Source organism: Kitasatospora sp. NPDC093806 (genome assembly GCF_040683335.1).
Lineage (GTDB): Bacteria > Actinomycetota > Actinomycetes > Streptomycetales > Streptomycetaceae > Kitasatospora.
Window position 1 is genome coordinate 75,459 of sequence record NZ_JBFBDO010000025.1, and the last position, 14,137, is coordinate 89,595.

Here is a 14,137-nt window from a genome sequence, read left to right on the forward strand (position 1 = left end):
GCGCCCGCGAGCGCCGGCCCGGGCGGACCTCCCGCCCGCCCGGGCCTTCGTCCGGGGCGTCAGGCCAGCCCGGCGAGCTCCAGCGCCTCGACGCCGGTGCGCAGCGCCTGGAGCCGCTCGTCGAGCGTGAAGCCGGCCGGGGCCAGGGTGAGGGTGGTGACGCCCGCGTCCGCGTACGCCTGCATCCGGTCGGCGATCCGGGCGGTGTCGCCGATCAGCGAGGTGGCGTCGATGAGGTCGTGCGGGACGGCGGCGGCCGCGGCGGCGTAGTCCTTGGCCAGGTAGCGCTCCTGGATCTCGTCGGCCTCCCGCTCGTAGCCCATCCGGCGGGCGAGCTGGTTGTAGAAGTTCTTCTCCTTGCTGCCCATGCCGCCGATGTAGAGCGCGGTGTAGCCGCGCTGGGAGTCGACGCCCGCCTTGATGTCCTCGCCGACCGCGATGGCGACGGTCGGGCAGAGGTCGAAGCCGTCGAACTCGCGGCCCGCCTCGGCCCCGGCCTTGGCCCGGCCGGCCTTCAGCGGGTCGAGCGAGAGCGCCGCGTGCTCGGGGGAGAAGAAGATGCCCAGCCAGCCGTCGGCGATCTCGCCGGTCTGCTCCAGGTTCTTCGGGCCGATCGCGGCGATGTACAGCGGGATGTGCTCGCGCACCGGGTGCACGGTGAGCTTGATCGGCTTGCCGGGACCGCCGGGCAGCGGCAGCGTCCAGTGCTCACCGTCGTGGACCAGCCGCTCGCGGGACATCGCCTTGCGGATGATCTCCACGTACTCGCGGGTGCGGGCCAGCGGCTTGTCGAACTTCACGCCGTACCAGCCCTCGGAGACCTGCGGGCCGGAGACGCCCAGGCCGAGCCGGAACCGGCCGCCGGAGAGGGTGTCCAGGGTGGCCGCGGTCATCGCGGTCATCGCCGGGGTGCGGGCCGGGATCTGGAAGATGGCCGAGCCGACGTCGATCCGCTCGGTCTTGGCGGCGACGTAGGAGAGCACGGTGGCGGCGTCCGAGCCGTACGCCTCGGCGGCCCAGCAGACCGAGTAGCCGAGCCGGTCGGCCTCCTGCGCGACGGCGATGTTGTCGGCGTCCATGCCGAGTCCCCAGTAGCCGAGGTTGATGCCGAGTCGCATGGGCACTGCCTTCCAGTCGGGTGTTCCGGTGTCCCGCGAGGGTGGGTCGCAATGCTACTGGTCAGTAGTGGTGGCCCGGGTCACATTCCGGACGGCATCCGCCCCCGCGCGGGGGGCGGTCCTCGTCCTGCGGGTCGGCACCCCTGCCCGGGCACCGGCCGCTACGCTCAGCCGACGTGGGGGTGCCGCGCCCCACCTGCGCGTTTGCCCCCGTCCAGCTTCGTCCGCCGTCACCGCACATTCGGCCGCTCCGGCCGGTGAGAGGGCTCGTCCGATGGAAAAGCGTCACCTCGGCCGCACCGGGCTGCAGGTCTCCCGGCTCGGTCTCGGCACCATGACCTGGGGCCGCGACACCGACGAGCAGGAGGCCGCCGAGCAGCTCAAGGAGTTCGTCGACGCCGGCGGCAACCTGGTCGACACCGCCGACGTCTACGCCGACGGCGACGCCGAGTACCTGCTCTCCCGGCTCACCGACAGCCTCGTCCCCCGCTCCGACCTGGTCATCGCCACCAAGGCCGGCAGCGCCCCCGCCTCCGGCCGCCGCTTCGACGGCTCGCGCGGCCACCTGCTCACCGCCCTGGACGCCTCGCTGCGCCGGCTCGGCACCGACTACGTCGACCTCTGGCAGGTGCACGCCTTCGACCCGGCCACCCCGGTCGAGGAGACGCTCACCGCCCTGGACATCGCGGTCTCCTCCGGCCGCGCCCGCTACGTCGGGGTCTGCGACTACAGCGGCTGGCAGCTCGCCAAGGCCGCCACCTGGCAGAACGCCCACCACGGCCGGGTGCCGCTGGCCGGGGCGCAGCTGGAGTACTCGCTGCTCCAGCGCGGCATCGAACGGGAGGCGCTGCCCGCCGCGCGGGACGCCGGCGTCGGCCTGCTCGCCTCCTCGCCGCTCGGCCGCGGCGTCCTCACCGGCAAGTACCGGCACGGCGTCCCGCAGGACTCGCGCGGCGCCTCGCCGTACCTGTCCGGGTTCGTCCAGCCCTACCTCGGGGAGCGCGCGCGACGGATCGTGGACGCCGTGGCCACCGCCGCCGACGGACTGGCCAGCAGCCCGCTGGCGGTCGCGCTCGCCTGGGTCCGGGACCGGCCGGGCGTGGCGAGCGCGCTGGTCGGGGCGCGGACGGTCGGCCAGCTGCAGTCGGCGCTGTCGGTGGAGGCGCTTACGCTTCCGGAGGAGATCCGCGGTGCGCTCGACGACATCTCGGCGCCGGTCCACCGCTACCCCGACCAGGGGTGGAGCGAGCTGTGACGGCCTGACCGGCCGGGGCGGCCCGCCCGCCCCCGTGAGCCGTGCCTGCCCGAACCCGACCGACCGCCGGCCCGGCCGCCCCCGCGCGGCCCGGACCGGCCCGACCCTGCCGACCGCCCGCACCACGGGGCGGCCGGCGCCCAGCAGTGGAGTTGAGCTTTTGTGGAGCGGACGATGACTGACGCGGAGAACGGCGCTCCGGAGGAGACCTCGACGACCCCCGACGGTGTCGGCGCGGCGCTGCCCGGCCAGGCGGAGCCGGGCGGGCCGGGTGGCTCGGGTGACCTGGCCGAGCCGGGTGACTCGGGTGGCCTGGCCGAGCCGGGTGGCTCGGGTGACCTGGCCGACTCGGCCGACGCTGCTGTGTCGGCTGACGCGTCCGAGTCCGCCGATGCCGACGCCACCGACTCGGCCCGCAAGGCCGAGGAGGCCGACAAGGCGGCCGCCGTCGCGGCGCTGGCGGAGCGGGTCCGGTCGGTCGGCCGATCCGCCGAGGGGGGTGCCCGCCCGGCGGGTGACGTCGCGTCGGCGGCCGTCGAGGCGGCGGACGGCGGGGTGGCGCCGGTCGCGGCGGCCGCGCCGGTCGAGCGGCCCGCGACCGACGAGCAGCGCGCCCTCGCCCTCAAGGCCACCGCCGAGGTGCTCACCGCCGGTGGCGCCCCCGCCGACCTGGCGGGCCCCGCGGTGTCCGTGTTCGGCGACGGCGCGGCCGAGCAGCTGCGCGAGGACCCGTGGGCCGTGCTCACCCTGCCCGGCGTCCGACCCGAGCACGCGGACGGCTTCGCCCGCGGCCTGCTCGGCCCCGCCGCCGGCCCCGGCGACCAGCGCCGCGCCCAGGCGCTGGTCGGCTGGCTGCTGGAGCAGGCGGCCCTGCGCGGCCACTCCGCCCTGGAGATCGGCGAGGTGACCGCCGGGCTCGACCGGCTCGGGGTGCCGGACTCCGCCGCCGCCGTCCAGGCCGCCGTGCTCGACGGCCGGGCGATGCCGTTCCAGGAGGAGCTCACGGGCGCCGAGGCGCACGCGGCGGGCGGCGACGAGGAGGACGAACCGCCGACCCGGACCCTGCTCGCGCTGGAGCGCCTGGCGCTGGCCGAGGAGAGCCTGGCCGACGGACTGGTCCGACTGCTGTCCACCTTCGTACCCGGCGAGGACCCGGACGAGGACGCTGCCGAGGAGGAGGCTGCCGAGGAGGACGCTTCCGCCGGGGACGCTGCCGAGGAGGAGCCCGCGGAGGCCGCCTCCGACGAGGAGACCGCCGCCGAGGAGGCCACCGGCGCCGCCCCCGTCGACCCGGGCCCGGCCGCCTGGGAGGCCGCCGCCGTCGCGGCCCCGTCCTCCTCCGCCACCGCGCTGATCCGGGCCGCCGCCGGGAGCCCGCTCGTCGTGCACACCGGCGGTGAGGCCGCCCGCGCCGAACCGGCCGCTCTGCTGGCCGCCGCCACCGGCCTCGGGCTGCGCGCCTGGGCCGCCACCTGGACCCAGCAGGGCCGGGACTCCTTCGCCGCGCTCGCCCCGCTCGCCGAGGCCGCCGCCCCGGTCCCGGTCGTGGCCCTGGCCGAGCTGCTCGCCGGTGCCGCCGGTCCCGGCCGGGCCGCCGACGGCACCCTCGCGCTCGACGTGCTGATCGTTCTGGACGCCCCGCTGCTGGACGTCGAACTGGCCGCCACCCTGCTGGAGTCACTGGCCGACGGCACCCGCCTGGTGCTGAGCGGCGACCCGGGCCAGCTCTGGTCGGCCGGCCCCGGCCGGTTCTTCGCCGACCTGCTCGCCGCCAAGGCCTGCCCGGCCGTCGCCTCCCGCACCCCGGACTTCGGCCCGATCGGCGAGCTGGTCTCCGGCGTCGGCATCGGCGAGCTCCAGCCGGTCGAGGCGCCCGACAAGGAGGTGGTCATCCTGACCGCCAAGGACGCCGGCGAGGCCGTCCACCGGGCCATCCAGCTGCTCACCGACTCCATCCCGCGCGCGCTCGGCATCCCGGCCGAGCAGGTCGTGCTGCTGACCCCCGGTCACGGCGGCGGGGCCGGCACCCGCGCACTGAACGCCGCCGCCAAGGCCCGGCTGAACCCGGGCCCGGGCCGGTTCGCCGGCTTCGACCCGGGCGACCGGGTCGCCGACTCGCCCGCGCCCGGTCACACCCGGCTCGCCCGGGTGGTCGACGGCGACGCCAGCGGCCTCCACCTGGAGTACCCGGACGGCACCCGCCGCACCGTCCCGCCCGCGGAGGCCGGCCGGCTGCGGCACGGCTGGGCGCTGACCGTCCACCAGGCCGTCGGCCGCCGCTGGCCGGGCGCCGTGGTCGTCCTGCCGGAGGACGCCGCCGCGGCGCTCACCCGGCAGTGGGTGTACACCGCGTTCGGCCGCGGCGAGCGCCACCTCTCGGTGGTCCACGCCGCCGGTCCGGCCCTCCCCCAGGCCGTCGCCGAGCGCCCGGCCGCGCCCCGCACCACCCGCCTGCGCGCGATCCTCGCCGAGAACGCCGCCGAGTCCTACTGACCGCCCGCTTCCCGCCCGGGAGGGCCCCCTCGCCGCCGAGGGGGCCCTCCCGTCGTTCGCGGCCGGTTCCGAGGCCTGCCGGAGCGCAAACGTGGGACTCATCTCACCGGTCCGGCCGAGGGCGGAGACCGATCCCCGTCCCCCTGGTGGGAGGAACGTCCGAAATCATGCGCTCGCCGAAACGTTCCCGCGCCGGCTCCACGCCCGCCGCCGCCGCCGCGCGCAGAACGACGGACGCCGGGGCGGCGCCGGGAGGACTCCCCCGGCGCCGCCCCGGCGCAGCGTGCTCAGTCGTCAGTCGTCAGCCTCAGTCGTCGAGGTCCTCGTCGTCGTAGACCTCGCTCACGTCGAAGCGGCAGATCAGCAGCTGCGGATCCGCGTGCTCGAACGGCTCGGGCAGCCACTCCCCCGGCTCGGTCGGCTCGGCGGCCGCCACCCAGAGCGTGGAGTCGGCCTCCTCCAGCCCGAACTCCTCGCTGCGGGCGGCGATCTCATCCGGCTCGAACTCGCCGAACAGCACGCCGATCGCGGCGTTCACCCCACCACTGTCCGAGCCGCCACCGGGGGTGAGCGAGTCGTCCAGCCGCTCGGCCTGGGCGCGCAGCCGCTTCGGGTCGACGACGTGGTAGTCACGGCGGATCAGCACGCTGATCGCCTCGGGCTGTTCGGGACCGTGGTACCCGCCCGGACCCTCGTCACCGGGGACCTCGAAGGGGGTGACCTCGTCGTAGACCTCGTACAGGAGTTGGTCGTACGCGATGGCCGCCGTCGCCAGCTGCTCGTAGGCGGTGGACACAGCGGAATCGTCCGCTGCGCTGGGGCTCGACACCGCTTCCAGATGACGGTCGATGGCGGCCTTGACCGCCTCGGCGGCGGCGCGTACCTCGGCAATGGTGGGCTGCGCGGCATCAGACATGGTGCAGACGCTATCTCCCCTCGGTGCCGGTACGCACAGCGGTTGTCACCTACACCCGCGATTTCACCGCAACTTCCCCCCCGATGTCCGGTCCGCGTGGTTCTGTCCACCCCGATCGGCCGGACCCGGACCGTCCGCGGACCGCCTTCGGACCATCTGCGAACCACCGCGGACCGGCGGCGACCGGCGGCGGGACCCGTCCGGGTGTCGCTTCGCGGGGCGCGTTCGGGGTATGTCGTCCCCTGGAGCAACAGAGCTGATGCACTGTCAGTGGAGTCCCGGCCCGGGCGGCCGAAAATACCCGGGCCAGTTGTCGGAGGCAGGCCGTAGGCTTGCCCGCAGGCGTCCCACAGGAGGAGCGTTTTGACCCCACCGAAGCCGGTCCGGCAGCCGGAGTACGAGTACCAGTCACTGCGCATGCCGCGCGGGACGTCCCGCAACGCGGCACGCCAACTGCTCACCGACCACGCCGAGTACGGGCACTGGGAACTCGACAGGCTCAGCCTGTTCCCGGACGGCAGCCGGACGGTGCTGCTGCGCCGGCGGATCATCCGGCAGGTACGGAGCTGGTGACGGCGGCCGCCCGCCGGCCGGACGACCTCTTCTTCGCTCCCCTGCTTCTGCTTCACACGCGTGCCCGCGACCGCCGTCCGGACGGCGGTCGCGGGCACGCGGCTTTGTGGCCGGGGCGCGGCGGCTGAGCGGTTGCCTACGCCAGGCGGACGCGCTCAGCCGGTGCGGCGTCGGCTCAGCGGGCGGCGCCCGCGCGGGCTCGGCGGTAGAGCACCCCGCCGCCGATCAGCAGCGCGAGACCGGCCGCGCCGAGCAGCTCGGTGCCACCGGCGCCGGTCGAGGCCAGCTGGTCGCCGGCGGCGGCCGCCGGCGCGGCGGACGGGGTGCCGGTCCGCGCGGAGGCCGGGCGGGCCTGGCCGCTCGGGCTCGCCTGGCCCGCCGGCGAGGCGGTGCCCGGGGTGGCGGACGCGCCGTTGGCGGAACTGCCGGGCGGGACGGCGGTCGGGCTGCCGGTGCGCGGGCCGCCCGGGGTGGTCTGCCCGCTGCTCGGGCTCTGGGTGGAGCCCGTGGGCGGCGTGGACGGGTGCGCGGTGGCGGGCGGCGGCGGGTTGTGCGGGCCGTGGTCGTCCGGGCAGTCGTCGTCCGGCGTGGCGGGCGGGGTGTGCGCCGGTGCCGCCACGTTGGCGCAGTCGTTGCCGAACGCGGGGTTGGCCGCGCCGACCACGTCGACGGAGTTGCCGCAGGCGTTGACCGGAATGTGCACCGGGGCCTGGACGCTGTTGCCGGCGGCCACGCCGGGTGAGTTGGCGGCCGTCCCCGACGCGTGGGCACCCGAGGCGGCGGAGCCCGCGTGCCCGCCGGCCGAATGCCCGGAGGCGTTGGCGCAGTTGTTGCCGTACGCCGGATTCAACGCGCCGATCACGTCGACCGTGTTGCCGCAGGCGTTGATCGGTACCTCGACCGGCACCTGCACCGAGTTGCCGGAGGCCACGCCCGGCGAACCCGCCGCGACGCCCTCCGCCCCGGAGCCCGCGTAGGCGTAGCCGGCGGTCGAGGCCAGCACACTGCCGGTGGCCACGGCCGTGAGGAGCCCCTTCTTGGCTGCAGTCCTCATATTTTCCCCTGACATTTCGAGACGACGTGATGACCAACCGAAAGTCGGAATTTCCGAATAAGCGGAGAGGTCCTCGGCTGCATGGGAGAGAACGAAGAAACCCCCAAGGAGGTTGACCCATGCGGCCCTCATTCACTCTTTCGAGGGATGTCATGGGACAACCGCAGGGCGGGTGCCGGTAAACAAGCGCCCCCGGCACGGCGCGTACGCCGCCCGGGGGCCCGGCTCAACGACCGAAACGGGCTCAGACGTTGGCGCAGTGGTTGCCGAACGCCGGGTTCAGCACGCCGATCACGCTGATGGTGTTGCCGCACACGTTGACCGGGATGTGCACCGGGATCTGGATCTGGTTGCCGGACACCACGCCCGGGGAACCGGCCGCGACACCCTCGGCGCCGGCCCCGCCGTGAGCGGACGCGACACCGGAGACGGCGAGCACCAGGCCACCGGCGGCGGCGGTCACGGCGGCGATCTTCTTGACCTTCATCATTCCTCCTGTATGAACACCCGGAAATCGGCTCCGGGCCGTCACAGGAAGGAACGACCGTTGCGGCAAACGGGGTACGGAACAGACGTCCCATTCACCCGCAACGGTGATACGACGAACGGGTAATCGATCTGTCGTCCCGGCATGCGCGAACGACGGCGGCCCGCCCCCGGAACCCCCGGGAACGGGCCGCCGCTCGACGTCCCCGCAGGTCAGCAGGCGTCGATGAACCGGTCCAGCACGCGCACGCCGAACTTCAGCCCGTCCACCGGCACCCGCTCGTCGACGCCGTGGAACATCCCGGCGAAGTCCAGCTCCGGCGGCAGCTGCAGCGGGGCGAACCCGAAGCAGCGGATCCCGAGGTCCTGGAACGACTTGGCGTCCGTCCCGCCCGAGAGGCAGTACGGGACGGCGCGGGCGATCGGGTCCTCGGCCCGCAGCGCGGTCTGCATCGCCTCGACCAGGGCGCCGTCGAAGCCGGTCTCGATCGCCTTGTCCGAGTGCAGGCTCTCCCGCTTCACCCGCGGGCCCAGCACGCTGTCCAGCTCGGCCAGGAACTCCTCCTCGTAGCCGGGCAGGAAGCGCCCGTCCACGTGCGCGGTGGCCTGCCCGGGGATCACGTTCACCTTGTAGCCGGCGCCGAGCATGGTCGGCTGCGCGGTGTTGCGCAGCGTGGTGCCGATCATCTTGGCGATGCCGCCGAGCACCCGGAGCGTCTCGTCCATGTTCTCCGGGTCGAGCTCGACGCCGAGCGCGTCCGACAGCTCGTCCAGGAAGGCCCGCACGGTCTTGGTGATCCGCAGCGGGAACTGGTGGCGCCCCAGTCGGGCCACCGCCTCGCACAGCTCGGTGATGGCGTTGTCGTCGTTCTCCATCGACCCGTGCCCGGCCCGGCCCTCGACCGTGAGCCGCATCCAGTGCATGCCCTTCTCGGCCGTCTCCACCAGGTAGAGCCTGGTCTTGTCGTTGACCGTGAAGGAGAAGCCGCCGACCTCGCCGATCGCCTCGGTCACGCCCTCGAACAGCCCCGGGTGCTTGTCCACCAGGTACCGGGCGCCGTAGGTGCCGCCCGCCTCCTCGTCGGCGAGGAAGGCGAGCACCAGGTCGCGCGGGGGCTTGCGCCCGGTCCGCAGCCGGTCCCGGACGACCGCCAGGGTCATCGCGTCCATGTCCTTCATGTCGACCGCGCCGCGCCCCCACACGCAGCCGTCCGCGATCTCCCCGGAGAAGGGGTGGTGCGTCCAGTCCGCGGCGTTGGCCGGCACCACGTCGGTGTGCCCGTGGATCAGCAGGCCCGGACGCGACCGGTCCTCGCCCTCGATCCGGACCACCGTGGACGCCCGGCCCTTGGCCGACTCGAAGATCTGCGGTTCGAGGCCGAACTCGGCCAGCTGCTCGGCCACGTACTCGGCGGCCTTCCGCTCCCCCGGGCCGGAACCGTCGCCGTAGTTGCTGGTGTCGATCCGGATCAGATCGCGGCAGATCTCGGCGACCTCGGACTCCGCCGTCACCTTCGGCGCCGCCGCCCGCCCCGCCGACTCGCTCCGCTCGCTCACGGTCACTCCTCGTCTCTGGCCCGCACCGGCACCCCAGCGCGCCATCCCGGGACCTGCACCCGGGTCGCACGAGCACGTCCACCCATCCTCTCCCAGCCCCCGACCCGGATCCACCCCCACGAAACACGACGACACACCCCCGCAACCCCCACTCCCCCATCCGGAGCCGTTTTGGGACCCACCGCAGATCACTGCTACAGTTACATCTGTCAGCGCGGCCGACGAACAGAAGGAAGCCGCAAAGACAACACACCTAGTCCGGGTGGCGGAATGGCAGACGCGCTAGCTTGAGGTGCTAGTGCCCTTTATCGGGCGTGGGGGTTCAAGTCCCCCCTCGGACACCAGCAGGAACGAATCGCGGATCGCGGCCGAAAGGCCACGGTCCGCTTTTTCGTGTGCGTTCGGGGGCTCGATAGCCTGGGGGAATGAACGAGAACCTTCCCCCCTGTCCGCAGTGTTCGAGCGAGTACACGTATGAGATGAACGGGCTGATGGTCTGCCCGGAGTGCGGTCACGAGTGGGTGGCGGGCGAGGCGGGGGCCGGGGACGGCGGGGCCGGGGGCGAGCGGGTGGTGCGCGACTCGGTCGGGAACGTGCTGGCCGACGGGGACACCGTGACGGTGGTCAAGGCGCTCAAGGTGAAGGGCAGCGCCTCGGGGATCAAGGCGGGCACCAAGGTGCGGAACATCCGCCTCGTCGACGGGGTCGACGGACACGACATCGACTGCCGGATCGAGGGCTTCGGCGCCATGCAGCTGAAGTCGAGCGTGGTGAAGAAGGCCTGATCGGGGTTGCGTGAGGCGGTGCAGTCGGGGACTGCACCGCCTCTTCGCGTTCCGGACCGTTGACGGATGGCCGGAAGCGGATAGAGAATCACTTCATGATGAAGGACGTACATAAATCTGGAGAGCCGGACGGCGGTCCGTTGGAGCGGGACGCGGGAGGGCGGCTGTACGACCCGCGGGTCCGGGCCGCCATGACCGCGTTCACGCGGGAGGGGGACACCCTGGCGCTGGAGGCCGCCGCCGCGGCGCGGTCGGCGTTCCACGCGGTGGAGCGGTTGCGCGCGCACGGTTCGGAGGGGCGCGGGCTGAGTGCGGGCGCGTTGGACGTGCTGGTGCGGCTCGGGGCGGCCGAGGGCGGGCTGACGGTCGGCGAGCTGGCACGGGCGGGCGGGGTCAGCTCGCGGAACGTGACCGGGCTGGTCGACACCCTGGAGCGGGAGGGGCTGGCCCGGCGCGGCGCCGATCCGCGGGACCGGCGGGCCGTGCTGGTCACCGCCACCCCGGACGGGCTGGCCTGGCTGGACTCCTTCCGGGTCCCGACCGAGCGGGCGATGGCGGCGGTCTTCCAGGGGTTCTCGGCCGTCGAGCTGGCCGAGCTGCGGCACCTGTGCCTGCGGCTGGTGGAGAACCAGCGGCGGGTCGAGGCGTACCTGGCGGCGGGGCGGGCCGGGGAAGGGGAGGGAGCGGAGTAGCGGTCAGGCGGGGCGGCGGGGGGTGCGGGCGCGGAGGAGTTCGCCGGTGACGAAGGCCGTCACGGCGGCGACCAGCAGCAGCGGGAGGGCGTTCGGTGCCTGCGGGCCGAGCAGGGCCGCCGCCAGGACTGTGCTGGTCACCGGCAGGCGGGTGACCGCCGCGCCCGAGGCGGCCAGGCCGACCGCCAGGCCCGGTGCGGTGCCGAGGCCGGGCAACGGGCCGCAGGCCACCCCGATGGTGGCGCCGACCAGGATCGCCGGGAAGATCGGGCCGCCACGCAGGCTGCCCAGGGCGATGCCCCAGGCGGCCGTCTTGCAGAGGGTCAGCGCCAGCAGCGCCCCCACCGACCAGCCGGCCGGGTTCGCGGCCAGCGCGCCCAGGGTGGCCTGGCCGGAGAGCGCGGCCTCCTCCGGTGAGCGGTCGGTGAGCAGCGCGTAGGCGGTGATGCAGACGCCGACCGCGACGGCGCAGAGGACGGTGCGGACCGCAGTCTGCCGGGCGGTCGGCGCCGGGCGGGCGGGCGGCGCCGGGTGGGCGGGCGCCGTCGGGTCGTCGGGGGCCGGGTCCGGGGTGGCCGGGTCTCCGGTGGTGAAGGCCTTGACCCGGCGGCCGAGGAGTTGGCCGGCCACGCAGACCACGGTGACGGCGGCCGCGATCGGTACGCCCCAGAGGAAGTCGCCCGGGTCGGGGATCCCGCTGGGCGGCACCGAGGGCAGCGACAGTGCGCCGATCGACAGGCCGGTCCAGTGGCCGAAGCCGGTGAACACCAGCGCGCCGACGCCGCTCGCCAGCAGGCAGGGCAGGATCAGCAGCAGCAGTTGCGGGCCCCCGAGCCCGGCCGCCTCGATCATCATCACGGCGGCGACCAGCGGGCTGCCGAAGATGGTGGAGATCGCCGCCGTCGAACCGGCCGCGCCGAGCACCGGGACCAGCTGTGGCCGGGCCGCGCGCTGGGCCGGGCGGAGGGCGAGCAGCGCCAGTCCGCCGCCCATCGCCATCAGCGGCGCCTCCGGGCCGAGCACCGCGCCGAGCGGCAGGCAGGCGAGGGCGGCCAGGACGACGCCGGGCACCGCCTTCGGTGGGGTCGGCGGCCCGCCGAGCCCGTCCACCGGGACGTGGCCGCCGTGACCGGGCAACCGGGTGACGATCGGCGCCAGCAGCAGTCCGGCGAGCAGCAGCGCGGGCAGCGCCCACCACCAGGGCGCGCGGTCGTGGCCGAGGGCGTCCGGCAGGCTCTCCCAGACCCAGTGCTGGAGCTCGTGCTCCAGGCCGACGAACCAGAACGCGGCCAGCGAGACCGGGACGCCGACCAAGGCCGAGACCAGCAGGAGGCCGAGGTAGCCCTTGCTGCGCAGGAGCGCGGGCAGGGCGGGGGGCGGGGTGGCGGGTCCATCGGGTTGAGCGGGTTGAGCGGGTCCGTCGGATGCCGGTCCTCGGGGAGGGCCGGCGCTCGGCTGGGGCATCGTCCGCCTCCGTCGCGTGTCCCCGGGCCGGTCCGCCCCCGGCCGCGTCCTGCGACCGAGTCTCGCCCGCGCCCGGGAGCCCCGCACGGCGGACGGCGGCGGACGGTGGCGGGAGGCCCGGTGTCGCCGCGTCGGGCGCTGGGCCGGACGGGTGGGCGGGGGCCGCTCAGTCCTGCCGGACCGACCGGGACTCCCCCAGGGCGCTCTCGATGCCCTGCACCATCTTCCAGAGCGGCGCCCGCCGGCTGGCGACCAGCACCACGACGTCGTCCGCGTCCGCCGACTCCCGGTCGGCCGACCCGCCGTCGGTCCGGTCGCTCCAGGTGCCGGTGACGAACTCCATCGCCCGGTCCACCTCGGCCACCCAGTCGCTCTCCCCGCCCGAGCGCAGCCAGGTGCGCAGCGCGTGGTTGTGCGCGGAGACGACCGCGGCGGCGATCACGTCGGCCCGCAGCGGCCCGTCCGGGCGGTCGGCGAAGCGTCCGCGCAGGTAGTGCGCGAGGGTGTGCTCGTACCGCCAGACGACGGAGAGCTCGTACGCGCGCAGGCCGGGCACCTTGCGGGTGAGCCGGTAGCGCTGCACGGAGAAGGACGGCTGCTCGGCGTACATCCGCAGGACGAGGCGGGCGGCGCCGCAGGCGTGCCGGACCGGGTCCTCCTCGCCGGTGCCGGACTCCAGGAACTCCGTCATCTCGGCGAGGCTGCGCTCGTGGTCGGGGAAGACCACGTCCTCCTTGGCCGGGAAGTAGCGGAAGAAGGAGCGCCGGCCGACGCCGGCGAGCGAGACGATGTCGTCGATCGTGGTCTGTTCGAATCCGCGTTCCAGGAAGAGCTCGAAGGCGGCGGCGACCAGCGCCTCGCGCATCGCGGGCTTCGGCGGCCCGTCGTTCATGGGCTGGTCCTGCTCTTCCTTCTCGCTCATTGCCGGAACATAGCATCGGCCTCGAACGCCCGGACCGGCGCCGCAGGCGGCGTCGGTCCGGGGCTCGTCCGAGGGGACGGCGCGTACGGGTTACGGCAGGTTGCGGGCCATGACGATGCGCTGGATCTGGTTGGTGCCCTCGTAGATCTGCGTGATCTTCGCGTCCCGCATCATCCGCTCCAACGGGTAGTCCCGGGTGTACCCGTACCCGCCCAGCAACTGCACCGCGTCCGTGGTGATCTCCATCGCCGCGTCCGACGCGAAACACTTCGCCGCCGCACCGAAGAACGTCAGATCCCCGTCCACCCGCTGCGACTTCGCCGCCGCCGCGTACGTCAGCTGACGCGCCGCCTCCAGCTTCATCGCCATGTCCGCCAGCATGAACTGCACACCCTGGAAATCACCGATCGGCTTCCCGAACTGCTTGCGCTCACGCACATACCCCTTCGCGTAGTCCAACGCCCCCTGCGCGATCCCCAGCGCCTGCGCCGCGATCGTCACCCGGGTGTGGTCCAGGGTCTTCATCGCCGTCGCGAAACCCGTCCCCTCCGCACCGATCATCCGGTCCGCCGGGATCCGCACGTTGTCGAAGTACACCTCACGCGTCGGCGACCCCTTGATGCCCAGCTTCTTCTCCGGCGCGCCGAAGGAGACGCCCTCGTCGCCCTTCTCGACGACGAACGCCGAGATGCCCTTCGACCGCAGCTCCGGATCGGTCACCGCCATCACGGTGTAGAACTCCGAGACGCCCGCGTTGGTGATCCAGCGCTTCACACCGTTCAGCACCCAGAAGTCCCCGTCCCGCACCGCCCGGGTCTTCAT

At 74.2% G+C, this 14,137-nt stretch carries 13 protein-coding genes and 1 tRNA gene; 6 read left to right on the plus strand and 8 right to left on the minus strand.

Annotated elements, in window-relative coordinates; all coding sequences use genetic code 11:
* Positions 1–59 precede the first annotated feature (59 nt).
* The gene (locus tag AB0N76_RS15590) at positions 60–1,118 is read right to left on the minus strand and encodes an LLM class F420-dependent oxidoreductase (protein ID WP_363557253.1); all 1,059 of its coding nucleotides are present in this window, start codon (positions 1,116–1,118) and stop codon (positions 60–62) included.
* A gap of 274 nt (positions 1,119–1,392) precedes the next feature.
* On the opposite strand from AB0N76_RS15590, the gene AB0N76_RS15595 reads away from it, so the two are divergent.
* Entirely contained in the window at positions 1,393–2,373 is a 981-nt protein-coding gene (locus AB0N76_RS15595; protein WP_363557255.1) for an aldo/keto reductase, read from the plus strand.
* 174 nt (positions 2,374–2,547) lie between these two features.
* Complete coding sequence (locus AB0N76_RS15600) at positions 2,548–4,866, plus strand: ATP-binding domain-containing protein (RefSeq protein ID WP_363557257.1); 2,319 nt, start codon at positions 2,548–2,550, stop codon at positions 4,864–4,866.
* 307 nt (positions 4,867–5,173) lie between these two features.
* On the opposite strand, the gene AB0N76_RS15605 is transcribed toward AB0N76_RS15600, so the two are convergent.
* The gene (locus AB0N76_RS15605; protein ID WP_363557259.1) at positions 5,174–5,782 is read right to left on the minus strand and encodes a hypothetical protein; all 609 of its coding nucleotides are present in this window, start codon (positions 5,780–5,782) and stop codon (positions 5,174–5,176) included.
* A gap of 363 nt (positions 5,783–6,145) precedes the next feature.
* Here AB0N76_RS15605 and AB0N76_RS15610 point away from each other — a divergent pair, with 363 nt between their 5' ends.
* The gene (locus AB0N76_RS15610) at positions 6,146–6,355 is read left to right on the plus strand and encodes a DUF5703 family protein (protein WP_327675972.1); all 210 of its coding nucleotides are present in this window, start codon (positions 6,146–6,148) and stop codon (positions 6,353–6,355) included.
* Positions 6,356–6,530: 175 nt separating this feature from the next.
* Here AB0N76_RS15610 and AB0N76_RS15615 read toward each other — a convergent pair whose 3' ends face one another.
* From AB0N76_RS15615 to AB0N76_RS15625, 3 genes are all read right to left on the minus strand, one after another.
* Positions 6,531–7,409, minus strand: coding sequence for a chaplin family protein (locus tag AB0N76_RS15615; RefSeq protein WP_363557261.1), 879 nt, complete (start codon positions 7,407–7,409; stop codon positions 6,531–6,533).
* Positions 7,410–7,653: 244 nt separating this feature from the next.
* Positions 7,654–7,899, minus strand: a complete 246-nt coding sequence (locus AB0N76_RS15620) for a chaplin (RefSeq protein WP_363557263.1) — start codon at positions 7,897–7,899, stop codon at positions 7,654–7,656.
* 209 nt (positions 7,900–8,108) lie between these two features.
* Positions 8,109–9,452 (minus strand): M20/M25/M40 family metallo-hydrolase, encoded by a 1,344-nt coding sequence (locus AB0N76_RS15625; protein WP_363557265.1) that lies wholly within the window; start codon positions 9,450–9,452, stop codon positions 8,109–8,111.
* A 256-nt stretch (positions 9,453–9,708) separates the two neighbouring features.
* Between AB0N76_RS15625 and AB0N76_RS15630 the strand changes: the two genes are divergently transcribed.
* From AB0N76_RS15630 to AB0N76_RS15640, 3 genes are all read left to right on the plus strand, one after another.
* Positions 9,709–9,796 (plus strand) — tRNA-Leu (locus tag AB0N76_RS15630).
* An 81-nt stretch (positions 9,797–9,877) separates the two neighbouring features.
* Positions 9,878–10,237, plus strand: a complete 360-nt coding sequence (locus AB0N76_RS15635; RefSeq protein WP_363557267.1) for a zinc ribbon domain-containing protein YjdM — start codon at positions 9,878–9,880, stop codon at positions 10,235–10,237.
* 95 nt (positions 10,238–10,332) lie between these two features.
* Positions 10,333–10,929 carry a MarR family transcriptional regulator gene (locus AB0N76_RS15640; protein ID WP_363557269.1) on the plus strand — a complete coding sequence of 199 codons (597 nt, stop codon included), beginning with the start codon at positions 10,333–10,335 and terminating at the stop codon, positions 10,927–10,929.
* Between the two features lie 3 nt (positions 10,930–10,932).
* Here the strand turns inward: AB0N76_RS15640 and AB0N76_RS15645 are convergent, their stop codons facing one another.
* From AB0N76_RS15645 to AB0N76_RS15655, 3 genes are all read right to left on the minus strand, one after another.
* Positions 10,933–12,393 carry a chloride channel protein gene (locus AB0N76_RS15645; protein ID WP_363557271.1) on the minus strand — a complete coding sequence of 487 codons (1,461 nt, stop codon included), beginning with the start codon at positions 12,391–12,393 and terminating at the stop codon, positions 10,933–10,935.
* A gap of 166 nt (positions 12,394–12,559) precedes the next feature.
* Complete coding sequence (locus AB0N76_RS15650) at positions 12,560–13,315, minus strand: TetR family transcriptional regulator (RefSeq protein WP_363557273.1); 756 nt, start codon at positions 13,313–13,315, stop codon at positions 12,560–12,562.
* 90 nt (positions 13,316–13,405) lie between these two features.
* Positions 13,406–14,137 (minus strand): acyl-CoA dehydrogenase family protein (locus tag AB0N76_RS15655; RefSeq protein ID WP_363557275.1); only part of this gene is annotated, 732 nt, incomplete at its 5' end.

Bases quoted from the DNA above. Each gene is read 5' to 3' on its own strand.
- AB0N76_RS15590 (WP_363557253.1), bottom strand. From the start codon at position 1,118: ATGCGACTCGGCATCAACCTCGGCTACTGGGGACTCGGCATGGACGCC.
- AB0N76_RS15595 (WP_363557255.1), top strand. From the start codon at position 1,393: ATGGAAAAGCGTCACCTCGGCCGCACCGGGCTGCAGGTCTCCCGGCTC.
- AB0N76_RS15600 (WP_363557257.1), top strand. From the start codon at position 2,548: ATGACTGACGCGGAGAACGGCGCTCCGGAGGAGACCTCGACGACCCCC.
- AB0N76_RS15605 (WP_363557259.1), bottom strand. From the start codon at position 5,782: ATGTCTGATGCCGCGCAGCCCACCATTGCCGAGGTACGCGCCGCCGCC.
- AB0N76_RS15615 (WP_363557261.1), bottom strand. From the start codon at position 7,409: ATGAGGACTGCAGCCAAGAAGGGGCTCCTCACGGCCGTGGCCACCGGC.
- AB0N76_RS15620 (WP_363557263.1), bottom strand. From the start codon at position 7,899: ATGATGAAGGTCAAGAAGATCGCCGCCGTGACCGCCGCCGCCGGTGGC.
- AB0N76_RS15635 (WP_363557267.1), top strand. From the start codon at position 9,878: ATGAACGAGAACCTTCCCCCCTGTCCGCAGTGTTCGAGCGAGTACACG.
- AB0N76_RS15640 (WP_363557269.1), top strand. From the start codon at position 10,333: ATGATGAAGGACGTACATAAATCTGGAGAGCCGGACGGCGGTCCGTTG.
- AB0N76_RS15645 (WP_363557271.1), bottom strand. From the start codon at position 12,393: ATGCCCCAGCCGAGCGCCGGCCCTCCCCGAGGACCGGCATCCGACGGA.
- AB0N76_RS15650 (WP_363557273.1), bottom strand. From the start codon at position 13,315: ATGAGCGAGAAGGAAGAGCAGGACCAGCCCATGAACGACGGGCCGCCG.